Source organism: Trebonia sp. (genome assembly GCF_030042015.1).
Lineage (GTDB): Bacteria > Actinomycetota > Actinomycetes > Streptosporangiales > Streptosporangiaceae > Trebonia.
The window spans coordinates 1-13,957 of record NZ_JASIAL010000452.1; the positions used below are offsets into that span (position 1 = coordinate 1).

General features: G+C 71.1%; 12 protein-coding genes. 5 read left to right on the forward strand and 7 right to left on the reverse strand.

Annotated features, from left to right (window positions below; all coding sequences use genetic code 11):
- From Q1N79_RS24280 to Q1N79_RS24295, 4 genes are all read left to right on the forward strand, one after another.
- A partial coding sequence (locus Q1N79_RS24280; protein ID WP_300612767.1) for an ABC transporter permease occupies window positions 1-525 on the forward strand: 525 nt, incomplete at its 5' end.
- Window positions 526-686: 161 nt separating this feature from the next.
- The gene (locus Q1N79_RS24285; protein ID WP_300612769.1) at window positions 687-1,625 is read left to right on the forward strand and encodes a carbamate kinase; all 939 of its coding nucleotides are present in this window, start codon (window positions 687-689) and stop codon (window positions 1,623-1,625) included.
- Window positions 1,626-1,947: 322 nt separating this feature from the next.
- The gene (locus Q1N79_RS24290; protein WP_300612771.1) at window positions 1,948-3,333 is read left to right on the forward strand and encodes an amino acid permease; all 1,386 of its coding nucleotides are present in this window, start codon (window positions 1,948-1,950) and stop codon (window positions 3,331-3,333) included.
- A 22-nt stretch (window positions 3,334-3,355) separates the two neighbouring features.
- Window positions 3,356-4,579, forward strand: coding sequence for an arginine deiminase (locus Q1N79_RS24295; protein ID WP_300612772.1), 1,224 nt, complete (start codon window positions 3,356-3,358; stop codon window positions 4,577-4,579).
- Between the two features lie 67 nt (window positions 4,580-4,646).
- On the opposite strand, the gene coaA is transcribed toward Q1N79_RS24295, so the two are convergent.
- A complete protein-coding gene (gene coaA, locus Q1N79_RS24300; protein ID WP_300612774.1) occupies window positions 4,647-5,579 on the reverse strand; it encodes a type I pantothenate kinase in 933 nt (310 codons plus the stop codon).
- Between the two features lie 433 nt (window positions 5,580-6,012).
- Here coaA and Q1N79_RS24305 point away from each other — a divergent pair, with 433 nt between their 5' ends.
- Window positions 6,013-6,996: a TIGR03564 family F420-dependent LLM class oxidoreductase gene (locus Q1N79_RS24305; RefSeq protein ID WP_300612776.1), complete on the forward strand. Its 984-nt coding sequence runs from the start codon at window positions 6,013-6,015 to the stop codon at window positions 6,994-6,996.
- A 13-nt stretch (window positions 6,997-7,009) separates the two neighbouring features.
- Here Q1N79_RS24305 and Q1N79_RS24310 read toward each other — a convergent pair whose 3' ends face one another.
- Genes Q1N79_RS24310 through Q1N79_RS24335 form a run of 6 tightly spaced genes read right to left on the reverse strand, consistent with a single transcriptional unit; the run spans window position 7,010 to window position 13,854 of the window.
- Window positions 7,010-8,050: an LLM class flavin-dependent oxidoreductase gene (locus tag Q1N79_RS24310; protein ID WP_300612777.1), complete on the reverse strand. Its 1,041-nt coding sequence runs from the start codon at window positions 8,048-8,050 to the stop codon at window positions 7,010-7,012.
- Window positions 7,977-9,089, reverse strand: coding sequence for an ABC transporter ATP-binding protein (locus tag Q1N79_RS24315; RefSeq protein WP_300612778.1), 1,113 nt, complete (start codon window positions 9,087-9,089; stop codon window positions 7,977-7,979). Before Q1N79_RS24315 ends, Q1N79_RS24310 begins: the two co-directional genes overlap by 74 nt.
- On the reverse strand, window positions 9,086-10,177 hold the full coding sequence (locus Q1N79_RS24320; RefSeq protein ID WP_300612779.1) for an ABC transporter ATP-binding protein: 1,092 nt from the start codon (window positions 10,175-10,177) through the stop codon (window positions 9,086-9,088). Before Q1N79_RS24320 ends, Q1N79_RS24315 begins: the two co-directional genes overlap by 4 nt.
- A complete protein-coding gene (locus Q1N79_RS24325) occupies window positions 10,170-11,162 on the reverse strand; it encodes an ABC transporter permease (protein WP_300612780.1) in 993 nt (330 codons plus the stop codon). The genes Q1N79_RS24320 and Q1N79_RS24325 overlap by 8 nt, the downstream gene beginning before the upstream one ends.
- The gene (locus Q1N79_RS24330) at window positions 11,162-12,109 is read right to left on the reverse strand and encodes an ABC transporter permease (protein ID WP_300612781.1); all 948 of its coding nucleotides are present in this window, start codon (window positions 12,107-12,109) and stop codon (window positions 11,162-11,164) included. Before Q1N79_RS24330 ends, Q1N79_RS24325 begins: the two co-directional genes overlap by 1 nt.
- Window positions 12,094-13,854 (reverse strand): ABC transporter substrate-binding protein, encoded by a 1,761-nt coding sequence (locus Q1N79_RS24335; protein WP_300612782.1) that lies wholly within the window; start codon window positions 13,852-13,854, stop codon window positions 12,094-12,096. The genes Q1N79_RS24330 and Q1N79_RS24335 overlap by 16 nt, the downstream gene beginning before the upstream one ends.
- Window positions 13,855-13,957: the final 103 nt, after the last annotated feature.

Below are 13,957 nucleotides of genomic sequence, written 5' to 3' on the forward strand. Positions count from 1 at the left end.
CCGGTCAGCCGCATGTCGCTGGTGTCAGGCAAGACACTCGGCGGGGCCAGCATCGCCACCGTCCAGGGCACGATCATGCTGGCCCTCGCCCCGCTGATCGGGGTGCGCCTGACCCCGCTGCTCGTGGCGAAGGTCATCGGCCTTGAGCTGCTCATGGCGGTTTCCCTCACCGCGTTCGGGGTGCTCGTGGCCAGCCACATCCAGCGGATGGAGGGCTTCTCGGTCGTCATGCAGCTGCTGCTGTTCCCGATGCTGTTCCTGTCCGGCGCCCTGTTCCCGCTCGGCGGGCTGCCCGGCTGGCTGACCGTGCTGACCCGGATCAACCCGCTTACCTACGCGGTCGCGCCGCTGCGCGGCGTCGTGTTCGCCGCCCAGCACATGCCGCCGGCGGCCGCGGCGAAGTTCTCAAGCACTGTCACCCTGTTCGGCACCACCTTGACCAACGCCGCGTGCGTCGGCATCACCTGCGGCTTCGCCGTGGTCTTCCTCGCCTTGGCCGTCACCGGCTTCGGCAAGCCGGACTGACCGCCCCAGCCCGGGCAGAAGCCCCGGGACGTTCCCCCTAGCCTTGGGCTAGCCCCAATGCCGGGGAGTTGAGGCAATTGGGCCATTGGCGCAGCTGGCCCGATACAGCCGGGCCGTTGGCGCAGCTGGCCCAGTCAGGAAGGTCCCCCTAGCCTTGCGTCATGAGGATCGTCGCGGCCCTGGGCGGCAACGCCCTGCTGCAGCGCGGGGAGTCACCCGACGCCGATATCCAGCAGGCACATGTCGCGAGCGCGGTCCGGGCACTTACCCCGCTGCTGCGCCATGACCAGGTCATCATCACCCACGGCAACGGCCCGCAGGTCGGTGTGCTGGCCGTGGAGAGCGCGGGCGACCGGGCGCTGTCGCACCCGTTTCCCTTCGACGTGCTCGGCGCCCAGACGCAGGGAATGATCGGCTACTGGCTTGCCCAGGAGCTGAGCACCGTGCTGGCGGGGCGGCAGGTGGGATGCCTGATCTGCCGGACCCTGGTACGCGCCGACGACCCCGCGCTCGCCCATCCCACCAAGTTCGTCGGTCCGGTCTACGCCGAAGCCACCGCGAAACGGCTCGCGGCCCGCCATCGGTGGGACATCCGCAAGGACGGCACCGCCTGGCGCAGGGTAGTGCCGTCCCCGGAGCCCACGGCGGTCGTGGAACTGGACCTGATCAGGCTTCTGGTCAGCAGCGGCGCGGTCGTCATCTGCGCCGGCGGCGGCGGCGTGCCCGTGGTCGAGGGGACCGATGGAGCCCTGCACGGCATCGAGGCCGTCCTCGACAAGGACCTCACCGCCGCCCTGCTCGCCACCGCCCTCGGCGCCGACATGCTGCTGCTCCTCACCGACGTCACCGCGGTCATCGACGGCTACGGCACCCCGCGGGCCCGGCCCATCCGCCACGCCACGCCCGCGCAGTTGCGGGCCAGGTCATTCCCTGCCGGGTCCATGGGGCCCAAGGTGGAAGCCGTCTGCCGCTTCGTCGAGGCCACCAGCCGTCCGGCCGCGATCGGCCGCCTTGACGACGCCGCGGCACTTCTCGACGGTACGGCCGGGACGATCGTCAGCACGGGGGCCCGGGGGAGAAGCCCCGGTCCGTTCCGGTAAGGCATTTTTTTTATCCCGAACGATCCGTGGTTCCCCTCCAGCCGACCGCGAACCCTCCGCCGTGGGACGTCCGTCCGGCCAAGCCGGGTCGGTTGCCCCCTGTCTGTACCCCTTGTGGCGAGGCACGGTGAAAGCGACTGAACCCGCGGGTCCAGTCGATGCCGCGAAAGGCGAGCAGAGGGGATTTGTCATGTCCGCGACTACCGGCGCCCGGCGCTGGCTGCATTGGACGCACGAACCGGGAGGTCCGGCCTCACCGGCAACACCGGCACCGCCGCAGGCGGCGCCGTCACGACAGGAGCAGAAGGCCAGGGCACTGGGCGTGACGTCGGCGACCGGCTTGGTCGTCGGGTCGATCATCGGCACCGGGGTGTTCACGATGCCGGCCGTGCTGGCCGGCGCGGGAACAAGTTCGCTGGTCACGCTCGCCGTGATCGCCGTCGGCGCGATGCTGCTCGCGGTCCTGTTCGGCCAGCTGACCCGGCGGGTGCCGAACTCCGACGGCGGGCTGTTCGCCTACGCCAGGCACGAGTTCGGTGACTTCGCCGGCTACCTGACCGGCTGGTGCTACTGGGTCCAGGCCTGGGCGGGCAACGCCGCCATCGTGGCGTCCTGGGTGTTCTACGTGGATGCCCTGTTCGGGATCAGCCGCCCGTCGTCGATGACGAACTGGGGCATCGCGCTGCTCGGGCTGTGGGTCCCCGCCGCCGTGAACCTGGCCGGAGTGCGGCAGATGGCCTGGTTCCAGAACCTGACCGTGGTGCTGAAGTTCCTGCCGCTGCTGTTCGTCGGCGTGGTCGGCTGGTTCTTCGTGTCCGCGGGGCACTTCGGCGCGTTCAACGCCTCGGGCGGCAGCCTGTACAGCGCGATCGGGATCGCGGCCGGGGTGGCGCTGTTCTCGTTCATCGGCGTCGAGGTCGCGGCGATCACCGCCAAGCGGGTCCGCGACCCGCGCGAGAACGTCGGCCGGGCCTCGGTGTACGGCACCGCCGCCAGCGCGGTCCTGTACCTGCTCGCCTCCGCCGCGGTGATGGGCCTGGTCGCGCACAAGACGCTGGTGGTCACGGGCGCGCCGTTCGTCCCGGCCTTCGAGACGATCTTCGGCCACAGCGCATGGGCCGGCAAGCTGGTCGCGGCCGTCGCGGTCGTGTCCGGCATCGGCGCGCTGAACGGCTGGACGCTGGTCACCGCCGAGGTGTCCCGCGCGGCCGCCGACAACAACCTGTTCCCGCGCCCGTTCGCGTGGACCGATCGCAAGGACTCGGCCTGGTTCGGGATCGTGCTCGCCGCCGTGCTGCCCTCGCTGCTGATGCTGTGGAGTTACACCACCAAGTCCGGGCTGACGGTGTTCACGTACCTGGTCGACCTGACCGTGGTCACGGTCGCGATCCCGTACTTCATGTCGGCCCTGGCGCAGCTGGCCTACCTGGTGTCCCGCCGCCGCCGTGTGCAGGGCTGGCTGCTGGGGCGTGACCTGACGATCAGCGGCGCCGGAGTGCTGTTCTCCCTGTGGGTGACGTTCGCGGCCGGCTGGTCGGCCGTCTATCAGGCCCTGCTTGCGGTGATGGTCGGGCTGATCATCTACCCGTTCCTGAAGGCCCGCAGGGAGCGCCTCGGCCAGGCGGCCGAGCCGGCGGACATCCCGCCTGCCGGGCCGCCGGACAGCCCGCCCGCCGACGTGCCCAGCCAGCGGCCGGCTGCCGCGTGACGAGGTGGAGGAGGCGGTAACGATGAGCTTCAACGTGCGATCGGAGGTCGGCCAGCTCCGCCAGGCCATCGTCCACCGGCCCGGCCTGGAACTGTCCAGGCTGACCCCGCAGAACATCGGCGGGCTGCTGTTCGACGACGTGATGTGGGCCAGCAGGGCCAAGGAAGAGCACGACGTGTTCGCCGAGACGCTGCGCGAGAACGGCGTCCGCGTGCACTATTTCGGGCAGCTGCTCGCCGAGACACTGCAGCTGCCCGAGGGCAGGCAGTACGTGCTCGACCGGGTGCTCACCGCGGAGATGGTGGGCCCCGGGCTGGTGCAGCCGCTGCGGCAGCTTGCCGATGACCTGGACGGCCCGCAGCTGGCCGAGTACCTCGTGGGCGGGATCCTCAAGGCCGACCTGCAGCCCATGCGGGCGCACAGCCTGCGGTGGGACATCCTGCGGGCCGATGACTTCCTGCTCCCGCCGCTGCCCAACCACCTGTTCCCGCGGGACAACTCGTGCTGGATTTACGGCGGGGTCTCGGTCAACCCGATGGCCAAGCCGGCCCGCCAGCGGGAGACGCTGCACATCCGGGCGATCTACCGCTACCACCCGCTGTTCGCGGGGACCACGTTCGTCACCTACTACGGCGACGACGACGCCAGCCATCTGCCCGCGACCGTCGAAGGCGGCGACGTGCACGTCGTCGGGAACGGCGCGGTGCTGATCGGCATGGGCGAACGGACCACCCCGATGGCGGTGGAAATCCTGTCCCGCGCCCTGTTCGACAGCGGGCAGGCCAGCACGGTGATCGCCGTCGAGCTGCCGCGGTCGCACGCGATGATGCACCTGGACACGGTCATGACGATGATCGACCGCGGCACCTTCGTGCTCTATCCCTACATCGACCCGCAGCTGCGGTCCTGGACGCTCACCGCAGGCGGCGGCAACGGCGGCGGCCCGCGGGTCGTCCGCAACCACGATCTGTGGGACACCCTGGCGCAGGCGCTGGGAGTGGACCAGATCACGGTGCTCACCACCGACGAGGACATCAGGGCCGCCGAACGGGAGCAGTGGGACGACGGGAACAACTACCTGGCCGTCGCCCCCGGCGTGATCCTCGGCTACGAGCGCAACGTCGCCACCAACACGATGCTGCGCAAGCACGGCATCGAGGTGATCAGCGTCCCCGGCGAGGAACTCGGCCGCGGGCGCGGCGGCCCCCGCTGCATGACCTGCCCGATCGAGCGCGACCCGGCGTGACGTCCGCGGCCAGCCGCGAAAGGGAGGCATGGTGGAGCTGTACGGGCGAAGCCTGCTGACAGACCGCTCAGAACCGGCGCAGCCGGACGCGGGTCACCGAGTGGTCGGCCGCCTTGTGCAGGACGAGGGTGGCCCTGGCGCGGGTGGGCTGGATGTTCTCGATCAGGTTGACTTCGTTGACGGTCTTCCAGACCTGCGCGCCGAACGCGTCGACCTGCGCGGCGCTGGCCTGGGCGAGTGCCCGGAACGGTGACCGCGGGTTGGTGAAGGCGGTAGCGCGCAGCGCGCGCAGCCGGGCGAGGAACCACTGCTGGATGTGGTCGGTGCGCGCGTCGACGTAGACGGAGAAGTCGAAGAAGTCGGCGAGCGCGAGAGCGCCGGCCGGGGCTGGCTGCAGGACGTTGATCCCTTCCAGGATCAGCACGTCAGGCCGCCGCACCAACTGCCGCCGCCCGGGGAGGATGTCGTAGGCCACGTGCGAGTACACCGGCGCGGTGACCTCGGGCGCGCCGGCTCGCACCTGCTGGACGAACCGCAGCAGGGCCCGGCGGTCGTAGGACTCAGGGAAGCCCTTGCGGTTGGTCAGGCCGCGCTGTTCGAGCACGACGTTGGGGTACAGGAAGTTGTCGGTGGTCACCAGTTCGGTGCGCGGGCGCTGCGGCCACTGCCTGACCAGCGCCTGGAGCACCCGGGCGGTGGTGGACTTGCCGACGGCGACGCTGCCCGCGACCGCGATGATGAACGGCGCCGGCCGGATCTGCTGTCCGAGGAACGCCCCCACCGTCTCGCGCAGCCCCGCGCTCGCCTCGTAATACAGGCGCAGCAGCCTGCTCAGCGGCAGGTAAATGTCCGCCACCTCGCTGAGCCGGATCGGGTCGGTGAGCCCGCGCAGCGCGTCCAGGTCCTCGGCGGTCAGTGACATCGGGGTACTGGCGCGCAAGCCGCGCCAGGCACCGCGATCCAGATCAAGGTAGGGGCCGTCCCCGTTGCGACCGGTCACGCTGCCACGATAGGACCGGCCGGCACCCGCGGCCCGTCATCGGCGATCCGGCATAACCGTGGCGCGGGAAGCGCCAGGATCTGGGCCAGCCGGCGAAAGCCCGCGTCGAGGTCGCTGCCGGGCCCGGCGGTCAGCTGGACGGCGACGTGGTCCGCGCCTGCAGCGTGGTGTTCTTGCAGGCGCCGCCTGATCTGCGTGTCGCCGCCCGAGACGACGAGCGCGTCGATCAGCCGGTCGCTGCCCTCGCCGGCCGTGTGCTGCTCGGTGAAGCCGAGCCGGCGCAGCGAGGACGCGGGCCCGCTCGGTCGTCAGCACGACCGCGCGCCCGAAGACGCCGTAACGCCCCGGCTGCGTGATCATCCGCCTTCGCTTCCGCTTGCGCCATGTATTAGCCTACAAATCCAGTAGGGATTATCTTAAAGGCGGTCGTGTCATGAGTTTCGGGATCTCGCTGCTGACGTCGGCGCCGGCCTCGGCGCTGGGCGGCGCCGACGCGCTGAGCTTCGCGGTCGAGCGCGCCCGCGAGGCCGAAGCGGCCGGGGTGGACGACATCTGGCTCAACCAGGGGATCGACCTGGACGGCATCACGGTCGCCGCCCTGGTGGCGCGCGAGGTCCCGCGGGTCATGATCGGGATCGCCGCCGTGCCGATGTACCCCCGCCACCCGGTCACGCTCGCCAGCCAGGCCAAGGCGGCGCAGCTCGCCGCCGGCGGGCGGTTCGCGCTCGGCATCGGGCTCGGCCACAAGGCGCAGGTGGAAGGCGTGTTCGGCGTGCCGTACGACCGGCCCATCCGGCACCTGCGCGACTACCTGCGGATAGTGCGCTCGCTGCTCGACACGGGGACCGCCGAGGTCCGGGGCGCGACGGTCACCGCGGACTTGTCGAACGTGCCGCCGGCGGCCCTGCGCGGCGGCGTGACGCCGCGGGTCCCGCTGCTGGTGGCCGCCATGGGACCGCAGGCCCTGCGGGCGGCCGGCGAACTCGCCGACGGCACGCTGCCCTACCTCGCCGGACCGGGTTCCCTGGAATCCCTCATCGTCCCCGCGATCACCGCCGCCGCGGCGGCCGCAGGCCGCCCGGCGCCGCGGATCGCCGCGGGGGTGCCTGCCAGCGTGACCGCCGATCCCGACGGCGCGCGCGCGTATGCCCACCGCTACCTGGGCGGCAACGCCCGCAACCCTTCCTACCAGGCCGCCCTGGAGCGTGAGGGCATCAGCCACCCCGCCGACCTGGCGCTGGTCGGCGACGAGGATACCGTCGCGGCCGGGCTGCGGCGATACCTCGACGCGGGCGCGACCGACGTCCGGGTAAGCCCGGCCGCCTTCGCCACCGACGAGGAACGCCTGCGCACCTGGCGCCTGGTCGGCGAGCTCGCCCGCGACGCCGCGAGCCGCGCAAGCACGGCCCGGGCCTGAGCATCACCTGAGGTCACGCCGGCGGCGACCAGCCGAGCCGCGGTGCGATCGACGCGGCGACGTCGAACAGGATCTGCCGATACTCCTCGTGCGCGAACGCGTAAGGCAGTTCTAGCTGGAGCTCGGTGACCTCCGCGAGCACCGGGTCGGCGCGCAGCCACTCGACGATCTCCGCCGAGGTTCCTACCAGGTCGCGGGCGATCAGGATGCGCCGCTCGCCTATCGGGGCCAGGGTCCGCTGGTGGCGCGACGCCTGATACTCGCGGTACTTGCCACGGGTGGCGGCGTCCGCGCTGTCCAGCGGCACGATGACCCGGCCGGCCACCACCCTTGGGCGGCCGGGGCCGGTGAACTTCTGCCGGTAGGTGCGGATCTGGGACAGCTGTGCGGTGCCGAAGTCGTCGGTGTCCAGCCCCTCGCCCGCGCAGATGTTGCCGACCACCAGATGCAGCCCGTGCTCGGCCGCCCACGCCACCGATCGCAGGCTGCCCGCCCCGTACCACAGCCGCTCGGCCAGGCCTGGGTTGTGCGGCTGGAGCCTGGGCCGCTGCGGCCCGGCCGGGTGCGGCACGACGGTGTCCGCGCCGCCAAGGAACTCTCCCCGGAGATTGTCCGCCAGCCTGGCTATCCGGGCGTGGGAGAAGTCGTAGCCGCGCCAGTCGCCGTCGAAGACCAGCCCGGCCAGCAGCTCGGAGTTCGTCGGGGTGCCGGCGCTGAACCCCACCTGCAGCCGCCCCCGGGACAGCACATCGGCCATCGACAGGTCCTCGGCCAGGCGGAACGGGCTCTCGTAACCGATCGGGATGACCGCGGTGCCGAGTTCGACGCGCCGGGTGCGCTGCGACGCGGCGGCGAGGAACACCGGCGCGGAGGACACGTTGGGGACCAGGTGCTGCTGGCGTATCCATGCCCCGTCGAGGCCCAGCTGCTCCCCGTACTCGAAAAGCCGCAGGGTGTTCTCCAGACCCCGATAGGGATCGCTATCGGTGAAGCTGCCCGGCACCAGCAGCGACAGCGATCCGATGACGGGGGCGGAGTCGACGGGAATCGCCATCTGAACGCCACCTCTCTAAGCTGGGGCCGGGGAAGTGGCAGGCGACCGCGTGGCCTGCCGATACCTCGCTGAGCAGCGGCTCCTCCTGGGCGCAGACGGCCTGGGCGCGGGGGCAGCGCAGCCTGAACCGGCACCCGGACGGCAGCACGGCCGCGGACGGGACCTCGCCGCCGAGGTGGCGAGTACCGGCACCGCGGGCGGGGGCGGCGCTGGGGTCGGGAACGGGGGCGGCGGCGAGCAGCGCGCTGGTGTACGGGTGTTGCGGCGCGCTGAAGAGCCTGCTCGCCGGCCCCTCCTCCACGATCTTCCCGAGGTACATCACGCCTACCCGGTCGGCGATGTGCCGCACGGCGGCGAGGCTGTGCGAAATGAACAGGTAGCTGACGCCGAGCGACTCCTGAAGGTCGGACAGCAGGTTGATGATCTGCGCCTGGACCGACACGTCGAGCGCGGACGTCGGCTCGTCGCAGACGACGAACTTCGGGCGGACGGCGATCGCCCGAGCGATCGTCACGCGCTGGCGCTGCCCGCCGGACAGCTCGGCGGGATGGCGGCGGGCCACTTCGGCGGGCAGCCCGACGATGTCGAGCAGCCCGGCGGCCTGCCGTTCGCGCGCCGCCTTGTCCCCCGCCAGGCCGTGCGCCGCGAGCGCCTCGCCGATCGCGTAGCCGGCTGTCCGCCTCGGGTCCAGTGAGCCGAGCGGATCCTGGAAGATGGCCTGGATCTCCTTGCGCGCCTGGCGGAGCCGCTCGCCGCGCTGGGCGAGCCAGTCCTGCCCGTCGAAGGTGATCTGTCCCGAGTCCGGGTCCTCAAGCCGGAGCAGCACCCGGCCCAGTGTCGTCTTGCCTGAGCCTGACTCCCCGACGAGGCCGTACGTGCGCTGCCTGCCGACCGTGAGCGACACGCCGTCGAGCGCGCGCACCGTCCGCCCGCCCGCGCCGCGGAGCCGGTAACGCTTGACGACGTCGCTGACCTCCACGACGGGACCCAGGCCGGCGTGTGCCCGGCCGGCGTCGGCAGGACCGGCCCCGCCCGTCATGACGTCACCGCCGTCGCGGACCATACGGTGAGCCCGCCGGCAAGCAACTCGGCCGACCGGTGGCAGGCGACGAGGTGCCGCGGGCCGGGGGACTGCGGGCCGGGGGATTGGCCGGCCGCCGCCAGGGGCGGCTGCTCGCGTTCGCACACCGCGAGCTTCAGCGGGCAGCGGGCCTGGAACGGGCAGCCGGGCGGCCGGTCGGCGGCCTCGGGGACGGTGCCGGGAATGGCCGGCAGGCGCCGCGCGCGCGGTGCGTCCACCCGGGGGACCGCCTGCACCAGGCCGAGGCTATAGGGGTGGCCTGGCCGCAGGAAGAAAGCGGCCACCGGCGCGATCTCCACCACGGATCCGGCGTACATCACGACGACCTGGTCGGCTAGCTGCGCGGCCACGCCCATGTCGTGGGTGATCAGCAAGACCGACATGCGGCGTTGGCTGCACAGCTGACTGATCAGGTCGAGCACCTGCGCCTGGATGGTGACGTCGAGCGCCGTCGTCGGCTCGTCGGCGATCAGCAGGCTCGGGTCGCCGGCCAGCGCGATCGCGATCAGCACCCGCTGGCACATGCCGCCGGAGATCTCGTGCGGGAACTGACGGGCCCGCAGCTCCGGGTCGGTGATGCCGACCTGGGTGAGCAGCTCGGTCACCTTGCGCCGCCTGGCGCGCCGCCCGTCCGCCGTGCCGTGCCTGGCGATCGCCTCCGCGATCTGGTCGCCGACGCGGATCACGGGGTCAAGCGCGGCCGTCGGGTCCTGGAAGATCATGCCGATCTGCCCGCCGCGGATGCGGCGCAGCTCGCGTTCGGGCAGCGCGGTCAGCTCCCGCCCGCCGAAAGTGATCGTGCCCGTCGCCCGCAGCCGCGCCGAATGCCGCACCAGGCCCGTGATCGCACGGCCCGTCAGCGTCTTGCCGCTGCCCGACTCGCCCACCAGGCAGACGATCTGCCCGGGGCCGATGTCGAAGCTGACGTCCCTGACGAGGCTCCTCGTGCCCCACGGGGAGTCGTAGCTGATCGACAGCCCCTGGACGGACAGCCCGCGGCCGAAGCGAGGCGCCACCGTCCGTTCCGTATCGGAAAGCTCAGCCACGGACCGGCTCCAGCGCGCCCCGCAGCCGATCCCCGAGGATGCTGAGCGCGATGACGGCGAGCGTCACTGTCACGCCGGGGAACACCGAGATCCACCAGTCGTGGTCGATGTAGCCCTGGCCGCTCTGGATCAGCGTGCCCCAGTCCGGCACCACCTCGCTCGGGCCGAGGCCGAGGAAGCTGAGCGAGGCGGCGATCACGATCGCCACCCCGACGTACACGGTGGCGAGCTCCATGGCGGGTGCCACGCAGTTCGGGATGACGTGCCTGATCACGATCGTGCGGCGGCGCAGCCCGGACACGACCGCCGCGTCCACGAACGGCCGGCTGCGCACCTGGACGGCCTGGCCGCGCAGCACGCGGGCGAAGATGGGGACCGAGGCGATCGCGATCGCGAAAATCTCGTTCGACAGGGTTCGCGGCAGCGCCGCGATGAAGATCAGCGCGAGCAGCAGGCCGGGCAGCGCGAGCAGCATGTCGATCAGCCGCATGATCAGCAGGTCGAACCAGCCGCCCAGGTAGCCGCCCACGATCCCGATCAGCGAGCCGACCGCCCCGCCGAGCAGCGTGCTGCCCACGCCCACCTCCAGGGCGGGGCGGGCGCCGTAGACCAGCTCGTCGTAGATGCTGCGGCCGTACTGGTCGGTGCCGAGGAAGTTGTGCACGGACGGCCCGGTCAGCGCGGCCAGCGGGTTCACCGCCGTCGGGTCCGTGCCCGCGAAGACGCCTGGGACGATCGCCCACAAGACCAGCAGCACCAGGAAGGCCGCGGCGATGATCAGCCCGATCCTGGCGCGGACCCGAGCCGCCCGGGACGCCCGGGACGCCCGGCGGGCCCGGCGACGGCGGGCCACGGCCGGACGCCCGAGCGGTCCCCACCGGCCCAGGATCAGTGGCAGCACCCGCACGCCTGTGCCGGCGTCCGGCGCGGACCGTGCCGCCACCTGGTCCGCCGGCACCTTGACGTCCATGCCGTCCGTGCCCATCACCCGGCCGTCTGGACGCGCACCCGCGGGTCGAGCAGCGAGTAGCAGACGTCGACGATGATGTTCAGCACGATGTAGGCGGTCGCGATGATCAAGACGATCGCCTGCACCATGGGGTAGTCCTTGTTGTCGATGCCGGTGACGAGCAGGCTGCCCAGGCCCTGCCTGCCGAACACGGTCTCGGCCACCACCGCGCCGGACAGCAGCGTGCCGAGCTGGACGCCGAGCAGGGTCACCGCGGGCACGAGCGCGTTGCGCAGAATGTGCCGCAGCCAGATCCGTGCCTCGCCGACGCCCTTGGCGCGCAGCGCGGTGACGAACTCCTGGCTCTTCACCTCGAGCATGGACGAGCGCACCAGCCGGACGATCACCCCGCACGCGAACAGCGCCAGCGCCAGCGCGGGCAGCACGAGCTGGGAGAACGACCCGCTTCCGGTGGCGGGGAACAGGTGCACGGTGAACGAGAGCAGCAGGATCAGCAGCGGGCCGGTCAAGATGATCGGCATCGAGCTGCCGAGCAGCGTGACCGCGCGGATCGCCGCGTCGATCCAGCTGCCGTACGTCAGCGCGGACACCGCCCCCAGGCCGATCCCGAGCACCGCGGTCGCCGCCATCGCCGCCGCGGCCAGCTCGACGGTGGCCATCGACTGCTGGCTGATCTGGCTCACCACCGGCAGCCTGGTCGAGAACGAGTCGCCGAAGTTACCGTGCAGCGCGCCCCACAGGAAGCTGCCGAACTGCGCGAGCACCGGCTTGTTCAGCCCGAACTCGTTGATGATGTCCTGCCGTTCGGCCGGGGTGGTGGGCGCGCCCGCGGTGATGATGTCAACGGGGTTGCCGGGCAGCACCCGCAGCACGAAGAAGATGATCGCGGTCACGCCGATGATGACCGGGATGCCGACGGCGATCCTCCGCCCGACAACCCCGAGCATCAGCTCGCCAGCCAAACCCCGTAGTACATCGGGTAGTCGCGCCTGTCGAACGCAAGGCCGTGCACCGCCGACGTGGTGGCGAGGATGTACGGCTCGAGCTCGATCGGGATCACGACCGCGTTCTTCACCACGTACTCCTGTACGTCGTCCCAGTACGTGGTCTCTACCGACGGGTTGGTCGACGTCTCGGCGATGGCCAGCCAGTTGTCCACGGTCGCGTTGTCAAGGCGGGAGCCGTTCTCGCCGCTCTTGCCGTTGCCCGGGATCAGCGCGGAGTCGAAGAAGTCGTACAGGATGCTCGGCGAGGCGGTGATGAACGACGTCGCGACGATCCCGTACTTGTCGGACTCCTCGCCGGCGATCGCCGCCTGGGCCGTGAGGTTGGTGATCGTCATGTCGATGCCCACGGCCTTGAGGTACGCCTGGATGTAGACGCTCACCTCCTGGCGCAGCTCCCGGTCCGGGGTGGAGCCCTCGAACGCGATCGACAGCGTCTGCCCGTCCTTGTGCCGGTAGCCGTCGCTGCCGAGCACCCAGCCCGCCTTCTGCAGGATGCTGTCGGCGAGCGTGGGGTCGTAGGACCAGGAGTTCTGCACCGCCGGGTCGTAGAACGCGGTGTTCGGCATGAGCGGGCCCCAGGCCTGGGTGTACTCGCCCTGGTAGACGGCCGTGAGGATGGCCGGCAGGTTGATCGCGTCGCGCAGCGCTATCCGCAGCTGGGTGTTGTTCCACGGGGCCTGGGCGGTGTTGATCTCGTACTGGTAGGCCGCGCCGGCGCCGGGCACCACGTAGAGCCTGAGGTTCGGGTCGCCCTTCACCGTGGTGTAGTCGGGGGGCAGGATGGTCTCGGCGGCGTCGACCTGGCCGTGCTCGAGCTGCCCGGCCCGGGTGCTCTCGGTCGGCACCTCAGTGAAGATGATCTTCGACAGGCAGGCCGCTCCCTGGTGGTTCAGGCCGGCCGGGCCCCAGTCGTAGTTCGGGTTGCGGACCTCGGTGATGGACTGGTTGGCGATGTTGGAGGTGATCTCAAACGGCCCCGATCCGACCGGGTGCTCCCCGAAGCCCGCGTTGCCCTCCTTTTCCACCGCGGTCGGGCTGACGATCCCGAGGAACGCCTGGCTGGCCGCCTCGAGGAAGCCGGGGTAGGGCGCGCTGAAGTTGACCGTGACGCTGTAGGTGCTGTTGACGACCGAGTCCTTGTACGGGCCGAGCAGCGCGATCGCGAACAGCGACCCCTCCGCCGGGCTCTCGATCCGGTCGAACGTGTACTTGACCGCCGCCGCGTTCAGCGGGGTGCCGTCGGAGAACGTGACGCCCTTGCGCAGGATGAACGTGTAGGACGTGTCGGTGGAGTTCGCCGTCCAGCTCGTGGCCAGCCAGGGCGTGAACTGCCCGTTGGCGCCCTCGTAGACCAGGCTGTCGAAGACACCCCGGATCACCCGGTAGGCGACGGCCTCCGGCGTGTAGCTCGGGTCGAGGTCGGCCAGCACCTGCTCGTCGAGGTCGACGGTCAGCGTCCCGCCGGTGGTGGGGCAGCCCTTGACGCTCTGGTCGACCGCCGGGTTGGCCGACCCGGTCGCCGGGGCGGTGGCGACCGAACTGGCGGAACTCGCCGGACTCGAGGCCGACGAACTGCTGCTCGCGCCGCTGCACGCGGCCAGCGCCAGCAAGGCCGCGACCGCTAGTGCCGTGCCGGTCGTCCCGGCACGCAGCCGGCTACCCGGGCGTCTGCCGCCCGCAGAGGTCGGATCCCCGGACACATTCTCCTCCGAAACGATTACGTCAGGCCAGCTTCAGCTTTCCAATTAAACCTACTGAGTTAATAGGATTTAGTCCATACCCTGCTCTCGCGACGCCTGCCCC

Coding starts and splice junctions, on each gene's coding strand:
- Q1N79_RS24285 (WP_300612769.1), top strand. CDS start 687: ATGAGGATCGTCGCGGCCCTGGGCGGCAACGCCCTGCTGCAGCGCGGG.
- Q1N79_RS24295 (WP_300612772.1), top strand. CDS start 3,356: ATGAGCTTCAACGTGCGATCGGAGGTCGGCCAGCTCCGCCAGGCCATC.
- Q1N79_RS24305 (WP_300612776.1), top strand. CDS start 6,013: ATGAGTTTCGGGATCTCGCTGCTGACGTCGGCGCCGGCCTCGGCGCTG.
- Q1N79_RS24310 (WP_300612777.1), bottom strand. CDS start 8,050: ATGGCGATTCCCGTCGACTCCGCCCCCGTCATCGGATCGCTGTCGCTG.
- Q1N79_RS24315 (WP_300612778.1), bottom strand. CDS start 9,089: ATGACGGGCGGGGCCGGTCCTGCCGACGCCGGCCGGGCACACGCCGGC.
- Q1N79_RS24325 (WP_300612780.1), bottom strand. CDS start 11,162: ATGGGCACGGACGGCATGGACGTCAAGGTGCCGGCGGACCAGGTGGCG.